This window comes from Cupriavidus sp. CPT47-8839-RL05A, from assembly GCF_058792255.1.
This window is the reverse complement of sequence record NZ_JBYTEG010000021.1, coordinates 18,405-40,519: the sequence shown is the minus strand read 5'-3', so window position 1 is coordinate 40,519 and position 22,115 is coordinate 18,405. Positions and strand designations below refer to the sequence as shown.

Annotated in this window: 25 protein-coding genes and 1 tRNA gene; 11 read left to right on the top strand and 15 right to left on the bottom strand. The window is 67.4% G+C overall.

Annotated features, from left to right (window positions below; translation table 11 throughout):
* Window position 1: 1 nt before the first annotated feature.
* The 5 genes from dnaQ to AC3WVS_RS23750 all read left to right on the top strand — a co-directional run bounded on the left by dnaQ (window position 2) and on the right by AC3WVS_RS23750 (window position 3,272).
* Entirely contained in the window at window positions 2-742 is a 741-nt protein-coding gene (gene dnaQ / locus AC3WVS_RS23770; RefSeq protein ID WP_492320583.1) for a DNA polymerase III subunit epsilon, read from the top strand.
* Between the two features lie 88 nt (window positions 743-830).
* Window positions 831-905: transfer RNA gene (locus AC3WVS_RS23765), tRNA-Val, on the top strand.
* A 273-nt stretch (window positions 906-1,178) separates the two neighbouring features.
* Entirely contained in the window at window positions 1,179-1,883 is a 705-nt protein-coding gene (locus tag AC3WVS_RS23760) for a hypothetical protein (RefSeq protein ID WP_492320582.1), read from the top strand.
* Window position 1,884: 1 nt separating this feature from the next.
* On the top strand, window positions 1,885-2,529 hold the full coding sequence (locus tag AC3WVS_RS23755) for a hypothetical protein (protein WP_492320581.1): 645 nt from the start codon (window positions 1,885-1,887) through the stop codon (window positions 2,527-2,529).
* A gap of 113 nt (window positions 2,530-2,642) precedes the next feature.
* On the top strand, window positions 2,643-3,272 hold the full coding sequence (locus AC3WVS_RS23750) for a hypothetical protein (RefSeq protein ID WP_492320580.1): 630 nt from the start codon (window positions 2,643-2,645) through the stop codon (window positions 3,270-3,272).
* Here AC3WVS_RS23750 and AC3WVS_RS23745 read toward each other — a convergent pair.
* Window positions 3,269-3,874, bottom strand: coding sequence for a cysteine hydrolase family protein (locus tag AC3WVS_RS23745; RefSeq protein ID WP_492320579.1), 606 nt, complete (start codon window positions 3,872-3,874; stop codon window positions 3,269-3,271). The two genes, AC3WVS_RS23750 and AC3WVS_RS23745, sit on opposite strands and share 4 nt — an antisense overlap.
* A 320-nt stretch (window positions 3,875-4,194) precedes the next feature.
* Here AC3WVS_RS23745 and AC3WVS_RS23740 point away from each other — a divergent pair, with 320 nt between their 5' ends.
* Window positions 4,195-6,195: a sensor domain-containing diguanylate cyclase gene (locus AC3WVS_RS23740; RefSeq protein WP_492320578.1), complete on the top strand. Its 2,001-nt coding sequence runs from the start codon at window positions 4,195-4,197 to the stop codon at window positions 6,193-6,195.
* Between the two features lie 113 nt (window positions 6,196-6,308).
* Here AC3WVS_RS23740 and AC3WVS_RS23735 read toward each other — a convergent pair whose 3' ends face one another.
* The 6 genes from AC3WVS_RS23735 to AC3WVS_RS23710 all read right to left on the bottom strand — a co-directional run bounded on the left by AC3WVS_RS23735 (window position 6,309) and on the right by AC3WVS_RS23710 (window position 12,449).
* The gene (locus AC3WVS_RS23735; RefSeq protein ID WP_492320631.1) at window positions 6,309-8,036 is read right to left on the bottom strand and encodes an ABC transporter substrate-binding protein; all 1,728 of its coding nucleotides are present in this window, start codon (window positions 8,034-8,036) and stop codon (window positions 6,309-6,311) included.
* 120 nt (window positions 8,037-8,156) lie between these two features.
* A complete protein-coding gene (locus AC3WVS_RS23730; RefSeq protein WP_492320577.1) occupies window positions 8,157-8,465 on the bottom strand; it encodes a DUF2160 domain-containing protein in 309 nt (102 codons plus the stop codon).
* Between the two features lie 41 nt (window positions 8,466-8,506).
* Window positions 8,507-9,337 carry a carbohydrate ABC transporter permease gene (locus AC3WVS_RS23725; RefSeq protein ID WP_414217155.1) on the bottom strand — a complete coding sequence of 277 codons (831 nt, stop codon included), beginning with the start codon at window positions 9,335-9,337 and terminating at the stop codon, window positions 8,507-8,509.
* Window positions 9,330-10,214 (bottom strand): carbohydrate ABC transporter permease, encoded by an 885-nt coding sequence (locus AC3WVS_RS23720; protein ID WP_492320576.1) that lies wholly within the window; start codon window positions 10,212-10,214, stop codon window positions 9,330-9,332. Before AC3WVS_RS23720 ends, AC3WVS_RS23725 begins: the two co-directional genes overlap by 8 nt.
* Window positions 10,211-11,317 (bottom strand): ABC transporter ATP-binding protein, encoded by a 1,107-nt coding sequence (locus tag AC3WVS_RS23715; protein WP_492320575.1) that lies wholly within the window; start codon window positions 11,315-11,317, stop codon window positions 10,211-10,213. The genes AC3WVS_RS23720 and AC3WVS_RS23715 overlap by 4 nt, the downstream gene beginning before the upstream one ends.
* A gap of 1 nt (window position 11,318) precedes the next feature.
* Window positions 11,319-12,449, bottom strand: coding sequence for an ABC transporter ATP-binding protein (locus AC3WVS_RS23710; RefSeq protein WP_492320574.1), 1,131 nt, complete (start codon window positions 12,447-12,449; stop codon window positions 11,319-11,321).
* A 158-nt stretch (window positions 12,450-12,607) separates the two neighbouring features.
* Between AC3WVS_RS23710 and AC3WVS_RS23705 the strand changes: the two genes are divergently transcribed.
* Window positions 12,608-13,378: a DeoR/GlpR family DNA-binding transcription regulator gene (locus AC3WVS_RS23705; RefSeq protein WP_492320573.1), complete on the top strand. Its 771-nt coding sequence runs from the start codon at window positions 12,608-12,610 to the stop codon at window positions 13,376-13,378.
* Between the two features lie 91 nt (window positions 13,379-13,469).
* On the opposite strand, the gene purU is transcribed toward AC3WVS_RS23705, so the two are convergent.
* The gene (gene purU, locus AC3WVS_RS23700; RefSeq protein WP_492320572.1) at window positions 13,470-14,336 is read right to left on the bottom strand and encodes a formyltetrahydrofolate deformylase; all 867 of its coding nucleotides are present in this window, start codon (window positions 14,334-14,336) and stop codon (window positions 13,470-13,472) included.
* Window positions 14,337-14,432: 96 nt separating this feature from the next.
* Window positions 14,433-15,332, bottom strand: coding sequence for an NUDIX hydrolase (locus AC3WVS_RS23695; RefSeq protein ID WP_492320571.1), 900 nt, complete (start codon window positions 15,330-15,332; stop codon window positions 14,433-14,435).
* 56 nt (window positions 15,333-15,388) lie between these two features.
* Here AC3WVS_RS23695 and glpK point away from each other — a divergent pair, with 56 nt between their 5' ends.
* The 4 genes from glpK (at window position 15,389) to AC3WVS_RS23675 (ending at window position 19,511) form a co-directional block, all read left to right on the top strand.
* Entirely contained in the window at window positions 15,389-16,960 is a 1,572-nt protein-coding gene (gene glpK / locus AC3WVS_RS23690) for a glycerol kinase GlpK (RefSeq protein WP_492320570.1), read from the top strand.
* Between the two features lie 40 nt (window positions 16,961-17,000).
* Entirely contained in the window at window positions 17,001-18,605 is a 1,605-nt protein-coding gene (locus AC3WVS_RS23685; protein ID WP_492320569.1) for a glycerol-3-phosphate dehydrogenase/oxidase, read from the top strand.
* A gap of 78 nt (window positions 18,606-18,683) precedes the next feature.
* A complete protein-coding gene (locus AC3WVS_RS23680; RefSeq protein WP_492320568.1) occupies window positions 18,684-19,061 on the top strand; it encodes an MliC family protein in 378 nt (125 codons plus the stop codon).
* A gap of 69 nt (window positions 19,062-19,130) precedes the next feature.
* A complete protein-coding gene (locus AC3WVS_RS23675; protein ID WP_492320567.1) occupies window positions 19,131-19,511 on the top strand; it encodes a hypothetical protein in 381 nt (126 codons plus the stop codon).
* A gap of 55 nt (window positions 19,512-19,566) precedes the next feature.
* Here AC3WVS_RS23675 and AC3WVS_RS23670 read toward each other — a convergent pair whose 3' ends face one another.
* The 6 genes from AC3WVS_RS23670 to AC3WVS_RS23645 all read right to left on the bottom strand — a co-directional run bounded on the left by AC3WVS_RS23670 (window position 19,567) and on the right by AC3WVS_RS23645 (window position 21,993).
* Window positions 19,567-19,848 carry a hypothetical protein gene (locus tag AC3WVS_RS23670; RefSeq protein WP_010814354.1) on the bottom strand — a complete coding sequence of 94 codons (282 nt, stop codon included), beginning with the start codon at window positions 19,846-19,848 and terminating at the stop codon, window positions 19,567-19,569.
* A 77-nt stretch (window positions 19,849-19,925) separates the two neighbouring features.
* Window positions 19,926-20,150, bottom strand: coding sequence for a hypothetical protein (locus AC3WVS_RS23665; protein WP_010814355.1), 225 nt, complete (start codon window positions 20,148-20,150; stop codon window positions 19,926-19,928).
* Window positions 20,151-20,263: 113 nt separating this feature from the next.
* Window positions 20,264-20,686 (bottom strand): YXWGXW repeat-containing protein, encoded by a 423-nt coding sequence (locus AC3WVS_RS23660; protein WP_492320566.1) that lies wholly within the window; start codon window positions 20,684-20,686, stop codon window positions 20,264-20,266.
* Between the two features lie 110 nt (window positions 20,687-20,796).
* On the bottom strand, window positions 20,797-21,000 hold the full coding sequence (locus AC3WVS_RS23655; protein WP_010814357.1) for a hypothetical protein: 204 nt from the start codon (window positions 20,998-21,000) through the stop codon (window positions 20,797-20,799).
* Window positions 21,001-21,067: 67 nt separating this feature from the next.
* A complete protein-coding gene (locus tag AC3WVS_RS23650; RefSeq protein WP_492320565.1) occupies window positions 21,068-21,472 on the bottom strand; it encodes a lysozyme inhibitor LprI family protein in 405 nt (134 codons plus the stop codon).
* A 59-nt stretch (window positions 21,473-21,531) separates the two neighbouring features.
* Complete coding sequence (locus AC3WVS_RS23645) at window positions 21,532-21,993, bottom strand: CopD family protein (protein ID WP_492320564.1); 462 nt, start codon at window positions 21,991-21,993, stop codon at window positions 21,532-21,534.
* Between the last annotated feature and the right edge of the window lie 122 nt (window positions 21,994-22,115).

Here is a 22,115-nt window from a genome sequence, read left to right as displayed (position 1 = left end):
AATGCCCGCCATGCGACAAATCGTTCTCGACACCGAAACCACCGGCCTGAGTGCCGCCACCGGCGACCGCCTGATCGAAATCGGCTGCGTCGAGCTGATGAACCGCCGCCTGACGGGGCGCCACCTGCACTTCTACGTCAACCCGGAACGCGATATCGACGAGGGCGCGATCGCCGTGCACGGCATCACGGTCGAGTTCCTGGCCGACAAGCCCCGCTTTGCCGAAGTCGTCAACGACATCCGCGAGTTCATCCAGGATGCCGAGCTGATCATCCACAACGCGCCGTTCGACCTGGGCTTCCTCGACATGGAATTCCAGCTGCTGGGCCTGCCGCCGTTCCGCCAGCATGCCGGCAATGTGATCGACACCCTGCGCGAAGCCCGCCAGATGTTCCCCGGCAAGCGCAACTCGCTCGACGCCCTGTGCGACCGCCTGGGCATCAGCAACGCCCACCGCACGCTGCACGGCGCCCTGCTGGATGCCGAGCTGCTGGCCGAGGTCTACCTGGCCATGACGCGCGGCCAGGATTCGCTGGTGATCGACATGCACGACAGCAGCGCAGGCAACGGCGGCGCGGTTGCCGTGGCCGACCTGTCGCGCCTGGCCCTGCCCGTGCTGCGCGCCACGGACGAAGAGCAGCAGGCCCACCTTGCCCTGCTCAAGGGCCTGGACAAGGCCAGCGGCGGCAAGACAGTGTGGCAGGAGGCCCCCGCGGCAGAGTCCGGAAGCCTCGCCGCCTGACAAAAATCAAAAAAGGGCTTTACAAGATACAAGAACCTCTGCATAATCTCATTTCTCCGCTGCACGACGGCAACGACGACGCAGTAAGGGGTGGTTAGCTCAGCGGTAGAGCACTGCCTTCACACGGCAGGGGTCACAGGTTCAATCCCTGTACCACCCACCAGACAAATGGCCAGCAACTGCCTAAGTTGCCAGGAAACCCAGACAGCGCAAGCTCTCTGGGTTTTTTGTTGCCCGGCGTTTGCCCACGTTTTCTACCCTCCCCGGAAAACCGTGGTTCATCACGCCAATCAAGGAAAGCTGGCCTGGCATATTTGCGCCTGGCACGCATACTTGTCCACAGGACGACGGGCCAGGCAGGCACAGTCGCCCTCGCTCCCACGGGCACAGCCCCTATCGCCCATCCGATCATCGACGCAGCTTTCGGGAGTCCGCCATGCCCGATTCACCCAGGACGACGATCCATGCCGGCGCGACCGTGCCGCCGGAGGATGCCCAGACACGGGAGCCGGTGCTGGACGTAGTGGATCGCGTCTCCGAGATGTGCTTCGGCCTGTTCATGGCGCTCACTTTTGTCGGCGCGGTGTCGAGCGGCACGGGCGGCCCGGATGCCAGCCGCACCATGATGCATGCCGCGCTGGGCTGCAACCTGGCCTGGGGCATGGTGGACGCGGTCATGTTCCTGATCCGTACGCTGGCGAGCCGCGGCCAGCGGATCTCCCTGGCACTTGCCGTCAGGAATGCTAGCGACCAGGCCACGGCGATCGGCCTGATTCGCGATGCGCTGCCTCGCGCAACGAAGTCGCTGGTCACCGACAAGGAACTGGAAGCCATGCGGGCACGGCTTGCCGCCGCCCCGGCACTGCCGCCCCGCCCCCGCCTGAACATGGCCGACCTGCTCGGTGCCGTGCGCATCTTCTTTATCGTTGTACTGGCCACGTTTCCGGTCGCACTGCCGTTCGTACTGCTGGACAATGTCAAACTGGCGCTACTGATCTCGCGCGGGCTGACCCTGGCCATGCTGTTCGCCGCCGGGTGGGCGCTGGGCCACTATGCCGGCTTTGGCGGCTGGGTCACTGGCGCAGCCATGACTGCGCTGGGCGTGGTCATGACCATCGCCATCATCGCGCTGGGCGGCTGAGATGCGAGGCGCGATCCTGCTGCTTGCCGCCGCCCTTGGCGCGGGCACGGTCCAGGCACAGGAGCCGCCCCAGCCCGCGCCGGATGCCGCCGGGCAGGCGGCCGGCTCGCCCTGGACCTTCTCGGCAACAGGCTACTGGAACATGCCGCGCCAGAGCGGCGACTACCTCTCCGGCATCTTCATCGCCGAAAGGAAGCAGCTTCACCTCGAGGCAAGAAGCAACTACGAAGCAGTCCACTCGCAGTCAGCCTTCATCGGCTGGACCTTCTCGGGCGGCGAAACCATCCAGTTCAAGGCGACCCCCATCGCTGGCTTCGTGGGAGGCTCCACCCACGGCCTGATCGGCGGGATCGAGGCCAGCGTCGCAGTGAGCAAGTTCGACTACTACATCGAAGCCGAATACCTGGACGCGCGCGGCGAAGAGCCGGGCTATCTCTACGCCTGGAGCGAACTTGGCTTCCGCCCGGTCGAATGGCTGAGGCTGGGCCTGGTCGCGCAACGTACCCGGATCTACGCGGAAGACCGCGAACTCCAGCGAGGCGGCTTTTTCCAGGTTACGGTGCGCAGGTTCACGGCGGGCTTCTACTGGTTCAACCCGGGCTCGACGGACCAGGTCGCGATCCTTTCGCTGGGCGTGAGCTTCTAGGCCGTAGCCACGTCGCGACGCAACCTTTCCGTTGCCGGCGATAAGGCTTATCTCATATCCACCCACTCATTCGCCGGCTACCTTGACCGCTCCGACCTGTACCGGAGCACGACTTGCCATCCGCCTGCCTCCCCACCGCGACCGAAACAGAACCCGCCCTACCCTGGACCGGCCGCAACCCGGTCAGTGCCGGCTGGTTCGAGATGCGCCCGGCGCGCGTGCCGCGTGATGCGCGGCCGGTCTATGACGAAGACATGGATTGCATCATCGGCTATCACCGCAGCTTTGCCTCGGTGGCTTCCACCTATGACCTGACGGGCGCGGTCGTGGCGCTCGATGCATACGTGGATGAAGCTGGCGCGGGGCGCGCACCGCTGCTGGTTGCCGGCACGCTGTGGCAGCCGCGCGTGCGCGGCATGACGCGCAGCGGCGCCGAGGGCGAAGGGCTGGCGGCGCCCGCGGCGACGCTGGCGCGGCTGCGCGGGCGCTTCATCGCACTGGCCCGGCAGCCACTGCATTTCACGCTGGCAGCGCTGGCAGACATGCAGGAGCCGGAGCGGTTCGTCCCGCTGCATATCCTGCGGCTGGCGATGCGCTGCGGCACGCGCCTCGCTGCGGCAGCGGACATGACACGCTTTGTCGCGCCAATCACGCGGCGGGGCGTGCCGACCGCACTGGAATTGACGCTGCGCCCGCGCGACCATACCGTGCTGCGCGTGCGCACCTGGCCCGTCGCTGGTTAGCCGTGCCAGACCCCTGCGTCCGCGACGACCGTGGCGAAGCGGTCGTTCAACGCAGCCAGCGTGCTGCGGTGGAGATCGGCCGCAGGCACGGCGGGGCCGCCCAGCGGGTCAGGCAGGTCGCGCGTGGCGCAGGCCGCGGCCACCACGGTGCTGCGATAGCCGTGGTCGAGCGCGGAGCGCACCGTGGCGCTTACGCACATATGCGCCTGGAAGCCGGCCACGATCAGCTCCTTGCGGCCTAGCCTGGCCAGCTCGTCGGCCAGGGTGGTGCCGGCGAAGCTGTTGGGCAAGCCCTTGGTGACGGTAATCTCACCGGCCTGCGGCCCCACCCCTTCAATGAAGGCGGCATACGGCCCGGTCGGATCGAACGCCATGCTTCCCGGACGGCCGTGGTGCGCGACATGGATCACCGGCGTGCCGTGGCTGCGCGCCAGCGCCAGCAGCTGCGCGCAGGCAGTCACGGCCGCGGGCATGCCGACCAGCGGCAGGCGGCCGTCGACATATTCGCGTTGATGGTCGATCAGGATCAGGACGGCGGCATCCCAGGCGGAAGGTGTGCGGCTGGCGCCGGCCAGGTCGAGCAGCGTAGTCGGTAAGGTCATTGGCGTTTGGACTGGAAGGAATCGGGAACGGCAATCAGGAACCGCGAGACGGGCCCGCCACATCGCGGGCCATCCCGCATGCTAATGCCAAGCCGGAATCCATGCATGAGTGCGCGTGGCGATCTCGCCACCGGCCGCGCCCTTCGCTGTAGCGCGGCAGGCACGCTGCGCTTGCACGATGGGCGCGCTGTTGCAAACAGTTGCGAATTTCATCTTGACATCTGCTAATCTTGGTTTCGCGTCCCGGACAGAATCTCGGTCGGCAACACAATGCGCCGGGGACGGGATACGGGTCAGTGCGCACAAGAAACAAGTCAATCATGCAGCACTCTTTGAAGTACCGGATGGCGTTCGCCACGGCGGGTGTGGTGACGCTGATCATCGTGCTGCGCGCGCTCTACGCGCAGTGCTACGCATACGACGGCCTGAAGACTTTGCAGCAGACGCAGCAGGACACGCTGGTCAAGATGGTGGCCGAGCAACTCGATGAAAAGCTGCAGGGCCGGGCCGCCGTCCTGCGGCGCGTGGCACGCCAGCTCTCCCCCATGCTTTCGGCAAAGCCGGCCGAGCTGCGCCGGGCCGCGGAGGGCCTGGTGGAAGTGCCCGAGACCTTCAACGCCGTCTTCCTGGCCGCGCCCGACGGGCACCTGGTGTTCAGCACCGCCGTGCCGGACGGAGTGCGCCTGCGCGTCGACGACCGCGACTATTTCCGCGATATCCAGCAAGGCCAGCCATTTGCGGTGTCGGACCTGGTCCAGGGCAAGCAGACCAATGCCCCCGGCGTGGTGCTGGCAGTGCCGCTGCACGGTCCGGGCGGCGAGCTGCGCGGCGTGGTCGGGGGCGTCCTGAACCTCGCGGACAGCAACTTCCTGCGCGAGCTTGCGCACAGCCGCGTGGGCACGACCGGCAGCTTCTGCCTGGTTTCCGCCGGCACCAATCCCCGCTATGCAATGCACCCGGACGTTGCCCGCGTGCTGAGCCCCGCACGCGCGATCGGCGAAGCCTGCGGCGCCGATCATGCCCCCGCCTTCCTGGAAGTCCTGACGCCGACGCAGCCGATCGTGGCGCGCCATCTGCTGGCATCCAACGGCTGGGAGTTGGTGGCGGTCCTGCCCGCAGCCGAAGCCTACGCGCCGCTGCTCGCGGTGCGTCAACGGACCCTGGTCATCGGCGCCATCACCATGCTGCTTGCCGCCGCGATGATGTGGCTGGTCATGCGCCGGCTGCTTGAACCGCTGCAGCGGCTGCACCGCGCCGTGCGCCAGATCGGCACCAACCCGGCCGCGGTGGCAGACCTGCCCGCCGGCCGTGCCGACGAGATTGGCGAACTGGCCGTGACCTTCGCCGAAGTGGTGGCGCAGCTGTCCGAGCGCGAAGCCGCGCTGAAAACGGCCAAGGACCGCGCCGCCGAAAGCGAGAAGCGCATCGAGGCGATCGCCAACCATGTGCCGGACTTTGTCTCGTTCATCGACATGCAGCAGCGCTATGTCTTCGTCAACCAGGCCTATGCGCAGCGCTACGGCGTGCCGGCGCAGCAGATCGTGGGACTGTCGCTGCGCGAACTGTGGGGCATGCAGGAATACCTGGCTTGCCAGCAGTACCTGGAACAAGCCCGGGCCGGGCGCTCAGTGACCTTTACGCGGGAAAGCGCCGACGGCACCGAGTGCATCGAGATCACCTGCCAGCCGGCCTGGAACGATGCCCAGGACACCGTCCTCGGACTGCACATGTTCGGGCGCAACGTCACCCATGAGCGCGAAAAACTGCGCAGCCTGGAAGCGCAAACCATCTCCGACTACCTCACCGGCCTGCTCAACCGCAAGGGTTTCGACCGGCGCCTGGCCGAATGCATGGCCCGCGCCAGCGCCGACGGCCGCTCGCTGGCGCTGCTGCTGGTGGACCTGGACGACTTCAAGGGCGTCAACGACAGCCTTGGCCACCCGGTGGGCGACCAGTTGCTGGTCGCCTTTGCACAGCGGCTGCGCGCCTGCGTGCGCAAGGGCGACGCGGTCGCGCGCATCGGCGGCGATGAGTTTGCGGTGATCCTGGACGGCGTTGCCGACCGCCAGGCCATGGCATCCATCGCCAATACCATCGTGCAGGCCGCGCGCATGCCCTTCGTGATCGATGGCCACACGCTGGCGGCCTCGGCCAGCGTCGGCTCGGCCATCCATGACGCGCGCCATGCCATGACCGCGAGCGAGCTGTTCATGCACGCCGACATAGCGCTGTATGAGGCCAAGCGGCATGGGAAGGCGCGTTATGCGGTGCAGTCAGTGGCGAACGAGCCCCACTCGGAAACATCGGACTTGGCCACGTAGAGAGCGAGCGCCGAAGTCAGGGCCGGATGACCTGTTGAGTGCCCCCCTCTCCCGCATGCGGGAGAGGGGGGCAAACCAGCGGCATTCATTCATTGCCGGCAGCCTCAAACGCCTCAGCGCACCTTCCCTTCCTTCCACGCCTGCAACAGCTTGTCGTAAGGAATGGTCTCGCCCTTCGGCTTTTCGTTGGCCAGCTTCTGCCACGGCGCATGGTCGTTCGACAGCCACTTGCCCGGGTCTCCCTTCGGGTTGAGCTTGGGCGCGCAGTTGCTCATGCCGGCGCGTTGCAGCCGCGCCATGACCTGGTCCATCTCTTCGGCCAGCGTGTCCATGGCGGCTTGCGGCGTCTTCTCGCCGGTCACCGCGGTGGCCACGTTCTTCCACCACAGCTGGGCCAGCTTCGGATAGTCGGGTACGTTGGTGCCGGTCGGCGTCCAAGCCACGCGCGCGGGGCTGCGGTAGAACTCGACCAGCCCACCGTACTTGGCCGCGTTCTTGGTCAGGTACTCGTGGTGGATGTCGCTGTCGCGGATAAAGGTCAGTCCGGTCAGCGACTTCTTCAGCGAGACCGTCTTGGACGTCACGAACTGCGCATACAGCCAGGCGCCCGCCAGCTTGTTGGGATCGGTGTTCTTGAAGAAGGTCCAGGAGCCCACGTCCTGGTAGCCGTTCTGCATGCCCTGCTTCCAGTACGGGCCGTACGGCGACGGCGCCATGCGCCACTTGGGCGAGCCGTCGGCGTTGACCACCGGCAGGCCCTTCTTGGTCATGTCCGCGGTGAAGGCGGTGTACCAGAAGATCTGCTGCGCCACCTGGCCTTGCGCGGGGACCGGGCCGGCCTCGGAGAAGGTCATGCCCATCGCCTGCGGCGGCGCGTACTTCTTCATCCAGTCGATGTACTTGGTCAGCGCATAGACCGCCGCCGGGCTGTTGGTGGCACCGCCGCGCGACACTGAGGCGCCGACCGGCGTGCACTTGTCCTCGGCCACGCGGATGCCCCACTCGTCAACCGGCATGCCGTTGGGAAGGCCCTTGTCGGCGGTGCCGGCCATCGACAGCCAGGCGTCGGTGAAGCGCCAGCCCAGCGACGGGTCCTTCTTGCCGTAATCCATGTGCCCGTAGACCTTCTTGCCGTCGAGCTCCTTCACGTCGTTGCTGAAGAAGTTGGCGATGTCCTCATAGGCTGACCAGTTGGTCGGCACGCCCAGGTCGTAGCCGTACTTGGCCTTGAACTTGTCCTGCAGGTCCTTGCGCGCGAACCAGTCGGCGCGGAACCAGTACAGGTTGGCAAACTGCTGGTCGGGCAGCTGGTACAGCTTGCCGTCCGGCGCAGTGGTGAACTTGGTGCCGATAAAGTCCTTCACATCCAGCCCGGGGTTGGTCCACTCCTTGCCGGCGCCGTTCATATAGTCGGTCAGCGGCAGGATGGAGCCATAGCGGTAGTGCGTGCCGATCAGGTCCGAGTCAGAGATCCAGCCGTCGTAGATCGACTTGCCGGACTGCATCGAGGTCTGCAGCTTCTCGACCACGTCGCCTTCCTGGATCAGGTCGTGCTTGACCTTGATGCCGGTAATCTCCTCGAACGCCTTGGCCAGCGTCTTGGATTCGTACTCGTGCGTGGTGATGGTTTCGGACACCACGCTGATCTGCGTGACACCCTTGGCCTTGAGCTTGGCGGCGGCGTCGATGAACCACTTCATTTCGGCCTGCTGCTTGTCCTTGGCCAGCGACGAGGGCTGGAACTCATTGTCGATCCACTTCTTGGCCTCAGCCTCGCCCGCCGAGACGGACCCACAAGCCAGCGCAGCCGCGCAGGCAAGGGCTGACATCCCCAACTTCACGTGCACTTTCATCAGTGTCTCCTCAAGATTTCCCCTCCCCGGCTATGGTCGTGGTGGCGGCCCCGGGGCAGGGATAAGCCGCAAACCTTCCATCCAACCCTGATGCTTACGAATAAACGGCTAGCCCTTGCGCATGATCAGCGCCAGCACCAGCATCGATACCCCGAAGCTGATCCAGACCGACGGCTCTTCGGGCAGCGACAGCCAAGCGGTGATTTTCTCGCCCAGTCCTACCCACGCCAGGTTGACCCAGGCGGCGCACATCAGCCCGATAAACAAGCGGTCGCCACGCGTGGTCGCGATCGGCAGGAAGCCCTTGCGCAGCACCGAAGGCGCGCGTATTTCCCAGATAGTCATGGTGATCAGCATGACTACGATGCAGCCGAAGAACACCGCCACCGGTGTCGTCCAGACCATCCAGCTCAGCATTGCGCCGTCTCCTTCCGTTGCGGTTAGGTTGCGTCGCGCGCTTACACGCGCCCCATCGCAAAGCCCTTCGCGATGTAGTGCCGCACGAACCAGATCACGATGCCGCCGGGCACGATGGTCAGCACGCCGGCCGCGGCGAGCACGCCCCAGTCCATTCCCGATGCCGACACCGTGCGCGTCATGGTGGCGACGATGGGCTTGGCATTGACCGAAGTCAGCGTGCGCGCCAGCAGCAGCTCGACCCAGCTGAACATGAAGCAGAAGAACGCCGCCACGCCCACGCCGGCCTTGATCAGCGGCAGGAAGATGGTCAGGAAGAAGCGCGGGAACGAGTAGCCATCGACATACGCGGTCTCGTCGATCTCGCGCGGCACGCCCGACATGAAGCCCTCCAGGATCCACACCGCGAGCGGCACGTTGAAGACCAGGTGCGCCAGCGCCACGCCCAGGTGGGTATCCATCAGCCCGATGGTGCTGTAGAGCTGGAAGAACGGCAGCAGGAACACCGCGGGCGGCGTCATGCGGTTGGTCAGCAGCCAGAAGAACACATGCTTGTCGCCGATGAACTGGTAGCGCGAAAAGGCATAGGCGGCCGGCAACGCCACGCTGATCGAGATCACCGTGTTCATCGCCACGTAGATCATCGAGTTGACGTAGCCCGAATACCAGGATGGGTCGGTGAAGATGGTCTTGTAATGCTGCAGCGTGAATTCCGCGGGCCACAGCGACAGCGTGGAGACGATCTCCTCGTTGGTCTTGAACGACATGTTCACCATCCAGTAGATCGGCACGATGGCGAACAGCAGGTAGACCAGCAGGAAGCCGGCGCGCCACCAGGTGGCGCGGTTGGCGGGGGTGCGCATCTCAGCCATGGGGCATGTCCTCGCTGCCGGCGGTGCCCGCGCGCTGCATCCAGTTATAGAGGATGAAGCACATGAGCAGGATGATCAGGAAATAGACGATGGAAAACGCCGCCGCCGGGCCCAGGTCGAACTGGCCCACGGCCTTCTGCGTCAGGTACTGCGACAGGAAGGTGGTGGCGTTGCCCGGCCCGCCGCCGGTCAGCACGAACGGCTCGGTATAGATCATGAAGCTGTCCATGAAGCGCAGCAGCACCGCGATCATCAGCACGCCGCGCAGCTTGGGCAGCTGGATATAGCGGAACACCGCCAGGCGCGAGGCGCCGTCGATCTGCGCGGCCTGGTAGTAGGCGTCGGGGATGGCGCGCAGGCCGGCGTAGCACAGCAGCGCCACCAGCGGCGTCCAGTGCCAGACGTCCATCACCAGCACCGTGACCCAGGCATCGAAAGCGCTGCCAGTATAGTTGTAGTCGAATCCCATCGCCTCGAGCGCGGCACCGAGCAGGCCGATATCGGTACGCCCGAAGATCTGCCAGATGGTGCCGACCACGTTCCACGGGATCAGCAGCGACAGCGCGATGATCACCAGCACCGCCGACGCCTTCCAGCCCCTGGCCGGCATCGACAGCGCCAGCAGGATGCCGAGCGGGATTTCCACCAGCAGCACCGCCAGCGAGAAGCCCAGCTGCCGCAGCAGCGCGTCGTGCAGCTCGCCGTCGCGCAGCACGGTGCGGAACCATTCGGTGCCGACAAAGACGCGCCGCTCGGGCGAGATGATGTCCTGCACCGAGTAGTTGACGATGGTCATCAGCGGCAGGATCGCGGAGAACGCCACGCACACCACCACCGGCAACACCAGCAGCCAGGCCTTCTGGTTGACGGGCTTCATGGCACCAGTTCCTCGTTGACGTAGTAGCAGGTATGGCGGTTGAACACCGACAGCCAGGCCGTGTCGCCCAGGCGCAGATCGGCCGCCTCGATACCCAGCCGCGCGCGCAGCGTACCCGCCAGTGCGCCCGCCTCCTGCACGCCGCCGGTCAGCAGCCAGTAAGTGCCGATGTCCTGCGCGCGCTCGACCCGCACCGGCACCGCCTGCGCGTCGCTCTCCGGCGCCAGGCGCAGGTACTCGGGCCGCACGCCGATGCGGAAGCTGCCGGCCTCGCGCAGCGCCGCTTCGACTGACGGCGACAACTCCGGCATGTAGCGGCGACCCGCCAGCTCGATCGCGCCGTCGCGCCACTGCCCGGTCAGGAAATTCATGCCCGGCGAGCCGATGAAATGCCCGACGAAGGTATGCGCGGGACGCTCGAACAGCGCATCCGCCGGCCCCACCTGCACCGCCTTGCCGCGCGACATCACCACCACCTGGTCGGCAAAGGTCAGCGCCTCGGTCTGGTCGTGCGTCACGTAGATCAGCGTCAGGCGGAATTCGTGGTGGATTTCCTTGAGCTTGCGCCGCAGCTGCCATTTGAGCTGCGGGTCGATCACCGTCAGCGGCTCGTCGAAGAGGATGGCCAACACGTCCTGGCGCACCAGCCCGCGCCCCAGCGAGATCTTCTGCTTGGCGTCCGCGGCCAGGCCGCTGGCGCGGCGATCGAGCGTGGCCGACAGGTCCAGCATCTCGGCCACGCGTCCTACCCGCTCGCGCACCTGGGCTTCCGGCACGCCGCGGTTGCGCAGCGGGAAGGCCAGGTTCTCGCCGACGGTCATGGTGTCGTAGATCACCGGGAACTGGAACACCTGGGCGATATTGCGCGCCTGCGGCGTGGCAGCGGTCACGTCGCGGCCATCGAAGGCAATGGTGCCGTGCGAGGGCCGCAGCAGCCCGGAAATACAGTTCAGCAGCGTGGTCTTGCCGCAGCCCGACGGGCCCAGCAGCGCATAGGCGCCGCCGTCTTCGAACGTGAATTGCAGTGGCAGCAGCGCGTAGTCCTCGTCGGTACGCGGATTGGGCACATAGGAGTGCGCCAGGTCCAGGTCGATGCGCGCCATCTCAGGCCCCTGCCCCGGCAGCCGCGGCCGCGCCGCCGGGCACGTCCGCCGCCAGCCCGCCCGGCCGGCGCGGCGCATGGATGCGGCGCCCGTCGGCGTCGAACAGATAGATCTGCTCGGGCAGCAGGTGCAGTGACACCGGCTCGCCCAGCGCCAGGTCGAGCACGCCGGCGAACTGCGCCACCAGGTTGCCCACCGGGGTATCGGCGTGGACGAAGGTGTCTGAGCCTGACAGCTCGGCCAGCGCTACGCGCCCCGGCACCGCCACCGCGCCCGGCTCAGCGGCCAGGCGCAATGCCGACGCGCGCACCCCCACCGTGACCGGGCCGTCGTGCCCGCCCGCGCCGGGCACCGGCACGGAGATATCGCCAGCCAGCGTGACCCAGCCGCCCTGCAGCCGGCCCTCGACCAGGTTCATCGGCGGATCGTTGAACGCACGCGCCACGCGCAGCGAATCGGGATAGTGGAAGACCTGGGGGGTGGGGCCGTACTGCAGCAGTTCGCCGGCGTCCAGCACCGCGGTATGGCCGCCCAGCAGCAGCGCTTCGCCGGGCTCGGTGGTGGCATAGACCACGGTGGCGTCGCCATGCGCGAACAGCTGCGCCAGTTCCTCGCGCAGTTCCTCGCGCAGCTTGTAGTCAAGGTTGACCAGCGGCTCGTCCAGCAGCATCAGCGGCGCCTCCTTGGCCAGCGCGCGCGCCAGTGCCACGCGCTGCTGCTGCCCGCCGGAGAGCTCGGACGGATAGCGGTCCAGCAGGTGGTCGATATGCAGCCGCCCGGCCAGCTCGCGCACGCGCGCGGCAATCTCTGCGGCCGGCGCCTTGCGCCGCAGCCGCAGCGGCGAGGCGATGTTGTCGAAGACCTTGAGCGACGGGTAGTTGATGAACTGCTGGTAGACCATCGATACATTGCGCTCGCGCACCGGCATGCCGGTCACGTCGTGGCCGTCGACCAGCACGCGGCCGGCGCTGGGCCGGTCCAGCCCGGCCATCAGCCGCATCAGCGAGGTCTTGCCCGCCTGCGTGGCGCCCAGCAGGATGGTCACGGCGCCCGGAACCGGCGCGAGCGTCATCGGATAGAGATACGCCTGCGAACCTGCCTGCTGTGCGACGCCTTCCAAACGTAGCTGCATCCGGTCTCCATGTTCGATATGCTTCCCGCATCACAGCTTTGGCGCGCGATGCAGGCACACAAGTCTTGGCTTGACGTTCGTTTTAGCAACAAAACGAACGTAAAACAATAGTGCACTGCATCATTTGTTTTCGTTTCTGTTTGAACTAGAATCCCGGCATGACCCTGAATCCCCGCCAGACGGCCCTGCTCGAAGAAGTCCGCACCCAGGGCTTTGCCTCCATCGACGAACTTGCGCGCAAGTTCGGCGTCACGCTCCAGACGGTGCGCCGCGACGTCAACCTGCTGGCCGGGAATGGCATGCTGGCGCGCTTCCATGGCGGGGTTCGGGTGGAGGGCTCCACCACCGAGAACATCGCCTACCGGCAGCGGCAGGTGCTCAACGCCGAAGGCAAGGCGCGCATCGCGCGCGCGGTGGCCGCCGCGGTGCCCGAGGGCTGCTCGCTGATCCTGAACATCGGCACCACGGTGGAAGAGATAGCGCGCGAACTGATGCACCACCGCGGGCTGCGCGTCATCACCAACAACCTGAACGTGGCCAATATCCTTGCCGACAACCCCGATTGCGAGGTCATCGTCGCCGGCGGCGTGCTGCGCTCACGCGACCGCGGCATCGTGGGCGAGGCCACGGTGGAGTTCATCCGCCAGTTCAAGGTGGATATCGGGCTGATCGGCATCTCGGGCATCGAGACCGACGGCACGCTGCGCGACTACGACTTCCGCGAGGTCAAGGTGGCGCGGACCATCATCGAGCATTCACGCGAGGTGTGGCTGGCGGCGGACGCCAGCAAGTTCAACCGCCAGGCGATGGTGGAGCTGGCGCATGTGTCGCAGGTCGACCGGCTCTTTACCGACGAGCCGCTGGCAGCGCCGTTCGACCAGATCGTGGCCGACAGTGGGGTGAAGTGTGTGGTGGCGGAGCGGGACTGACCCGCTGGCCCGGCATCCCCGCGCCGGCGGGGATGCGGCAGCCGTGAAGCGGCAGGATTCCCGCGGGCGCGGGAACCGGGGGACGGCGAGCTTACTTGAACACCACGGTCTTGTGGCCGTTCAGCAGGATACGGTGTTCGGCATGCCACTTGACCGCGCGCGCCAGTGCCACGCATTCCACGTCGCGGCCGACGGCGGTCAGTTGCTCGGGGTCCATGCTGTGGTCCACGCGCTCGATCTCCTGCTCGATGATCGGGCCTTCGTCCAGGGCGGCGGTGACGTAGTGCGCGGTCGCGCCGATCAGCTTCACGCCGCGGTCATGCGCCTGGTAGTAAGGCTTGGCGCCTTTGAAGCTGGGCAGGAACGAGTGGTGGATATTGATCGCGCGGCCGGCCAGCTTGCGGCACAGGTCGTCGGACAGCACCTGCATGTAGCGCGCCAGCACCACCAGGTCGATCTTCTGCTCCTGCACCACATCGAACACGCGCGCTTCCTGCGCGGCCTTCTGCTCGGCCGAGGCGTTCATCAGCGGCAGGTGGAAGAACGGCACATCGTACGACGCCGCCAGCTGGTAGAAGTCGCGGTGGTTCGAGACGATGGCCGCGATCTCGACCGGCAGGCCGCCGACCTTGGCGCGGAACAGCAGGTCGTTCAGGCAGTGGCCGATCTTGGACACCATGATCATCACGCGCGGCTTGACCGCGGCGTCGTTCAGCTCCCACTGCATGCCGAACTGGTCGCCGACCGGCACGAACGCGGCCTTCAGCGTGTCCAGGTCCGGGCCGCCGGCGGCCGGCGTGAAATGCACGCGCATGAAGAAGCGGCCGGCGTACTCGTCACCGTACTGGTCGGAATCGACGATATTGCAGCCGTGCTGGAACAGCAGGCCCGAGACGGCATGGACGATGCCCGGCTGGTCGGGGCAAGAGAGGGTCAGGATGAATCCGGTGTTGCTCATGGTGTGTTGTTCTGTCGGAGTGGCGCGGCGCAAGGCCGGGAAAATCAGGTCAGCGAGGTCGGCAAGACCGGCACAGGCGGAACCCGCGGCGACGGCTCAGGGGCGATGGTCAGGACCGAGCCAGCCGCGTCGCCCAAGGGCATCCAGCGTCACCAGTGTCGCATCGACCGTCATGGCGCCGGCCGACATGATAGCAAGCAATGCGGCCAAGTCGACGCGCCGGTGCTCGCTGACCTCGCCATCCTGGTTGCGCGGCGTGAAGCCCGGCGGCAGCAGCAGGTCGTAGACATAGATCTGCTCCCACTGTACGCCTTCGGGCAGGTCGCGCAGCACCTCGATCATGCCGTGGGCCTGCACGCCCTGCGCCAGCGCGGGCGGGATGCCGGATTCTTCCTCGCATTCGCGCACCAGCGTCGCCAGCGGATCGCTGCCGTGCGGCATGCCGCCGGCGACCAGGTTGTCCCACATGCCGGGGTCGACCGACTTGGCCAGGCTGCGCCGCGAGATCCACAGAGCGGGACCACCGTCCACATCGCCATCGACAATGCCGTTCATGTGCGAGGCAAAGGTCAGCAGCCCGAGAAAGCGCGCCGCCGCACGTTCCACCACGGCGAGTGCGGGCGCGTCCAGCGCGGGCGTGACCGCGAACAGTTCGTCGCGCCAGCCGCGCACATGGCCGGCATCGGCCAGCTGGCGGGCCAGCGCCTGCAGCGCGGCGCTGCGCGCGTCGAAGTCATTGCGCCCGGGCAGCAGTTCAGCCGCCGTGGTGCCATCGGCCAGGCGCTCGTCCGGGCCGAGGATGGCGCCCATGCCGCGCAGGATTGCCGCATGGGCACGCGGCAGCCAGCCAACCTGCTGGCCTGCCGCCATCAGGCGCAGCTTGGCGGCGGCGTCGAAGCCGCTGCGCGCCGCCAGCGAGGCGGCGATCTGCGCAGCGGGACCGGCGGCGAGGTTGCCCGCGGCGTCCGCGGGCGGCAAGGAAGACGTTTCAGCCATCAGGAATCCATGCGCCGGCCGGGCCGGCGCGCTTTGTCATTGTCAGGATTGAACGCATGAACCAGCCAGCCGCGCAGGCCCAGCGCCCTGCTTCGTCCCAGCTTCCCACCGAGCCGCAATATGTGCTGGCGCTCGACCAGGGCACCAGCAGTTCGCGGGCCATCCTGTTCGACCATGCCGGCAACGTGGTGCGGCTCGCGCAGCGAGAGTTCCGCCAATATTACCCACATCCCGGCCATGTCGAGCACGACCCCTACGAGATCTGGCAATCGCAGCTGGCGGTGGCGCACGCGGTGCTGTCCGACGCCGGCATCTCGGCCGCGCAGGTGCGCGCCATCGGCATCACCAACCAGCGCGAGACCACCGTGCTGTGGGACCGCAAGACCGGCGAGCCGGTCGGGCGCGCGCTGGTCTGGCAGGACCGCCGCACCGCGCCCATGTGCGAGGCGCTGCAGGCCGCCGGCCACGGCGAGCTGTTCCGCGACAAGACCGGCCTGATCATCGACGCCTACTTCTCCGGCACCAAGCTGCGCTGGATGCTCGACAACATCGAAGGCGCGCGCGAACGCGCCCAGCGCGGCGAGCTGGCCTTCGGCACCGTCGACAGCTGGCTGATCTGGCAGCTGACCGACGGCGCGCGCCATGTCACCGATGTGTCAAATGCCTCGCGCACCATGCTGTTCAATATCCACAGCTTCGAGTGGGACGATGCGCTGCTGGCGCTGCTAGACATCCCGCACGCGCTGCTGCCCGAGGTGGTGGCGTCCAGCGGCGAGGTGGCGCGCACCTCGGCGCGGCTGTTCGGCATGCAGATCCCCATTGCCGGCATCGCCGGCGACCAGCAGGCCGCCACCTTCGGCCAGGCCTGCCTGTCGCCCGGCATGGCCAAGAACACCTACGGCACCGGCTGCTTCCTGCTGATGAATACCGGCTCGCAGCCGGTCGCGTCGCACAACCGGCTGCTGACCACGATCGGCTGGCAGATCCGCGGCCAGACGCAATATTGCCTGGAAGGCGGCGTGTTCATGGGCGGCGCCACCATCCAGTGGCTGCGCGACGGCCTCAAGCTCATCAACAGCGCGCCCGAGGTCGAGCCGCTCGCGCGCCAGTGCGACGACACCGGCGGAGTGGTGCTGGTGCCCGCCTTTGCCGGCCTGGGCGCGCCGCACTGGGACCCGTTTGCACGCGGCACGCTGGTCGGCATGACGCGCGGCACCGGCCGGCCGCAGATCGCGCGCGCGGCGCTGGAATCGATCGCGCTGCAGAGCGTCGACGTGCTGGAAGCCATGCAGAAGGATGCCGACATCTCGCTGGCCGAGCTGCGCGTGGACGGCGGCGCCTCGCGCAGTGACCTGCTGATGCAGATGCAGGCCGACCTGCTCGGCACCCCGGTGGTCCGCCCGCGCGTGACCGAAACCACCGCGCTGGGCGCCGCCTACCTGGCGGGACTGGCCACCGGTTACTGGAGCGATCCGGCGGAGATCGCGCAGCAATGGCAGGTGGAGCGGCGCTTTGAGCCGAACCTGTCGGCTGACGCGCGCGGCCACCGGCTGGCGCGCTGGCATCGCGCAGTCGACCGCGCGCGCGACTGGGCGCGCGAGGATGAAGCCAACGGCAGCCACGCCTGAGCGCCGCCCCCCCCCGAACACACCCCCCAAAAAAAGCGTCATGCAGAGAGTCTCCACCCCGATCCAGCCCCCCGGCCGCGCCGCCCTGCTTGCCACCCTGGAGCGCGAGCCGCGCTGGGATGTGATCGTCATCGGCGGCGGCGCCACCGGCCTGGGCACCGCAGTCGACGCCGCCTCGCGCGGCTACCGAACGCTGCTGGTCGAAGCCGCGGATTTTGCCAAGGGCACCTCCAGCAAGGCCACCAAGCTGGTGCATGGCGGCGTGCGCTACCTGGCCCAGGGCAATATCAGCCTGGTGCGCGAGGCCCTGCACGAGCGCGGCCTGCTGGCGCGCAACGCGCCGCACCTGGTGTGGCCGCTGGGCTTCGTGGTGCCGGCCTACCAGCTGTTCGACCAGCCCTTCTACGGCATCGGCCTCAAGGTCTACGACATGCTGGCCGGCGACCTCAACCTGGCCGGCAGCCGCTGGCTGAACCACCGCGAGGTGCTGGCCGCGGCGCCCAACCTGGCCGAGCACGTCGGCGGGCGTCCGCTGCGCGGCGGCAACCTGTATTTCGACGGCCAGTTCGACGATGCGCGGCTGGCGGTGGCGCTGATGCGCACGCTGTTCGACGTGGGCGGCACCGCGGTCAACTACATGCGCGTAACCGGCCTGAGCCAACAAGGCGGCGTGATCAGCGGCGTGACCGTGCAGGATGTGCTGGGCGACGCCACCTTCCACCTGCGCGCCGACTGCGTGATCAACGCCACCGGCGTATGGGTCGATGCGATCCGGCAGATGGAAGACGGCCACGCGCGTGCCATGGTCGCGCCCAGCCAGGGCGTGCACCTGACGCTGCCGCGCAGCTTCCTGCCGGGCGAGCGCGCCATCCTGATCCCCAAGACCGACGACGGCCGGGTGCTGTTCGTGGTGCCCTGGAACGGCCACACCATCGTCGGCACCACCGACACGCCGCGCCGCGACCTGCCGCTGGAACCAGACGCCGGCGCCGACGATGTCGACTTCATCCTGGAAACCGCGTCGCGCTACCTGGCCAGGGACCCGACCCGTGCCGACGTCACCAGCGTCTGGGCCGGCCTGCGGCCGCTGGTGCGGGCCACCGGCGAGGCCTCTACCGCATCGCTGTCGCGCGAGCATACGATCCTGGTGTCCAAGGCCGGGCTGATCACCGTCACCGGCGGCAAGTGGACCACTTACCGCAAGATGGCCGAAGACGTGATCGAGACCGCGATCCAGCGCCAGATGGTGCGCGCGGCCCCGTGCGTGACCGCCGAGCTGCCCCTGCACGGCGCGGCGGGGCTGCCGGCAGGGCTGCCGCCGCCGGATTCAGGCTCGCCGGACCGCTACTACGGCAATGAACTGGACCTGCTGCGCGCGCTGCCCGGATATGACCGGATGCTGGCACCGGCGTCGGGCCTGACCGAGGCGCACGTGCGCTTTGCGGCCCGGCACGAACTGGCGCGCCGGGTCGAGGACGTGCTGGCCCGCCGCAACCGCGCGCTGTTCCTGGACGCGCGCGCCGCCGTGGACGCCGCGCCGGCCGTGGCCGCGGTCCTGGCCGAGGAGCTCGGCGAGAACGGGGCCTGGCAGGCGCGCGAAATCGAGAGCTTCCGCACGCTCGCCGCCGGCTACATGCTCGGCTGACCCGGACGCCGCCGGAACCACCATCGGCGCCGCCCCCTCTCAACTGGCTGGCAACCCCCCATCGACCAAGGCAAACCCATGACCACTCGTCCGATCCTGTCCTGCGCCCGCGCCGTGGCCCTGCTCGCAACCGTCGGCGCCTGCGCCGCCGCGCACGCCGCCCGCGCGCCCGGCATCGACGACGTGCGCTTCCCGGACGTGCGCACCGTGCGCTACCAGTGCGACGGCGGCAAGACGCTTTCCGTGCGCTATTTCAACAGCCCGGACAACCAGGCGGCAGTGTTCCGCATCGACGGCAAGCCGGTGCTGGCGGTCAGCACCGTGTCGGCCTCCGGCGCGCGCTATGTCGGCGGCCGCTACGAATGGTGGACCAAGGGCGAGGAAGGCACGCTGCGCGACCTGATGCAGGCCGGAAACGCCGCGCCGGCGCTGGCCAACTGCCAGGCAAAGCCCTAAGCGCCACGTCAACGTTTGAGGTGGCGGCGTTCCGGGCGATAATGCGGGGATTGAATCAGGGAGAACACCATGGACGAGATTGAAGATCTGTCCGATCTGCCGATGCCCCGCTTTATCTGGGGCTTCGCCGTTATCGCAGGCAAAGGCGGCGAGGTCATGCACGACGAGTTCGAGTATCTGACCCATACCCGCAGCCCGCGCTTCACCTGCCGCGTGGTCGAGCTAGAAGACATGCCGGCGGAAAGCGAGGAAGACGCCATCGATGGCCGCATCGTCCATGAAGACGATCCGAGCCGGATGTTCTATATCACCGATGCCGGCATGGCGCTGGTCAATTTCCAGCTGTTCGACAAGGTGCCGGACAAGCAGAAATTCAAGCGTATCTGCGACGAAGCCATCGCCAACTGGATGCTGCGCCGCGAATTCCTTGACGAAGAAGAAGAGGACTGACCCGCTCGTGGCCTGATGGGGTCAGGCAGGTGGCCGCGGGCGCGGCCACCATATTTCAGCTCTGGCCCTGCTCCGGCGGCAACGCGCCCGCCAGCAGTTCATTGAGCAGCCCGGTCATGCCACCCGGGTGATCGACGGCAAGCGCCTGCAGGCGCTTGACCAGCGTGCCGTCCAGCTTGCACGCAAAGGGCACCAGACCTTGCTCCTGGTCGAGCCGGCGCTGTTCGCGCCGGTCCGGGCGCGCCGCGCCGCCGGGAATACCCCGCCCCGCCGAAGCCTGCTTCAGGCTGTTGGCGATCTTCAGGCCCTTGTTTTTTTCCAGGTCCGTTTTCTTCACGGCATTATCCGAAAGTCTGTAGAGGCCGGTATTGTACGCACCTGCGGCATCCACCGGCCGCAAGGCGACCGGCGCCGCTATTCGTTGCCGACTTCGATCAGTTCGGCAGCCACCCGCTGGATTTCCGCATAGACCGGAATGGCCTCCATCGGCCCGGTGCAGCCCACGGCCGTGGCCTGGCTGGCATCGGCGCCAGGCGGCAGGAACACAAAGGCCATGCCGGGCTGCCAGCCGGGATGCTTGCGCAGGCTGTCATTGAGGATGTCGAGATACTGCGCGCGCGTGAAAACGTGCTTTGCCATTGCTACCTCCGGTATCCGCCGCCGATGTGCCGCGCGGGCGCGGTTGTCATGGCGGCGATCGTAGCATGGCAAGGCCACCCGGCGTCACCGTGCGGCGCCGGGTGGCCGGCACCTCAGCACTCGCCCTTCTTGGCGTGGCCGGGCGGGCAGTGATAGCCCTTGTCCTTGTGGCCCTTATCCTTGTGCCCCTTGTCCTTGTACCCGCCCTGGTCCCAGCGACCTGGCACCAGCACCCAGCCGTCGCGCGACTGGATCCAGCGCGGCGACTCATAGACATAGCCGGGGCGTTCACGTTCCCAGCGCCCCTTCTTCCAGGCGTGCTTGTGGTGGTGATCATCCCAGTCCCAGTAGCCCGGCATCCAGACATAGCCGGAGCGCGGCGCGGGCACGACCTCGTAGATCGGGGCCGGCGGTGGTACGCCGATGGCAATATTGACCGACACCTGAGCCATCGACGCCGCACTGAACGTCAGGCCGGAACCCAGCAGGGCCGCCAGCAGGAGGGCCTTGGCCGGCCGGAGCGCGCGATGTGTCATGGGAGTCCTTTCTTGTGGAGGAACATGCCCACAGTCTAGCGCGCACCGATCCCGGCGCAATGTAAGAAACGGTATCCGCTGGTCACAAAGATGCCGGCGCGCAACACTCGCTAGTGGTCTTCTGCCATCGCCTTGAGCTGGGCCTCGCCCGCTACCCGCGCGGCATCCGAGGTGGTGAAGGTGTCGTCCGAAACGATGGCGCGCCGGATCTGCTGCGCGCCAAAGTCCACCAGCGCGATGACCCACACATAGCGCCCCGCCTGGGGCGCGGTCTGCACGAAAGCCTTCAGGTTGTTGCGCGATTCACTTGCCATGATCCATCTCCTGTTGAGACGTGCCGCAGCACAGGTGTCTGGGAACTCTAGCACATGGCTCGCCCGCTCACCGGGTGGCGGCATCGGTGGCGAAGTCACGCAATTCGCGCGCCCGCCCGGCCGTCATCCGCGCCATGCAGGTCGCCCCGGCCACGCGCGCGGCCGTGCCGCCGGCCGGATTGGCCACATAGGTGCAGTTGGCCTGGCGAAACTCCAGCCAGACCCGCTGCGCGACCCGCAGCTGGCCGGTGCGCGGCGCTTCCAGCCGCCGCAGCAAGGCTTGATAGGCGCTGTTCAGCGCCACGTCCTGGACCCGTGCTTCGGCCGAGGCGCAGCCGAGCATGTCGGCAGTCGACGTGGCCTTGGCCATGCAGCGTTCATATTCGGCGCTCAGGCCATTGCCTTGCTCGGCGCGCGCCGGTGTGCCCGCCGCGGCGAGAACAAGGACGGCAAGACATGCGATGACGCGCATAACGGCTCTCCTTTTGCCTGGTGGTGACATGACGACGCCATGCCGGGGCATCGGGACGCTCAGGCCAGCCAGCGCCCCAGCGTGGCCACGGCGATATTGACCAGCCCGAGCACCAGGTTGGTCCCCACCGCCTGCCGGATGCGGTTCAGCGCGGCACCGGCGCCCGGCCAGTCCTGGGCATCCACGGCCCGGCCCAGCGCGCGATACGGCCCAAACCACACGTAGCAGAAAATCACCGTCATGACGAGGCCGATCCCCATCATCAGGTGCCAGCTGCGTGGGGCAGCGGACATGCCCACTGCAGCCAGCATCGCTGCGCCGCTCAGCAGGATCGCAATCACCGCCGCCCATACCCACGGGAAGAAGCGGGCAAACACGCCGCGCCAGAGCCGCAGCCGCGGCGGCGGTTCCAGCACGGTGCCGGCCACGGGCCGCAGGCACAGGTAGGCGAAGAACATACCGCCCACCCAGACGGCAACGCCGGCAACGTGCAGGAAGCGGAAAAGCGGGTCGGCAATCATGGCGGCATGCGGCGGCGAGGCGCGCGTTGGGGACGATGGACCCATTCTAAGTGTTGTGCCCGCCACGGCGAAGCGCTGCGCGCGTTCCCGCCTGACTTCAGGAAAACGACCCAAAACCGTTA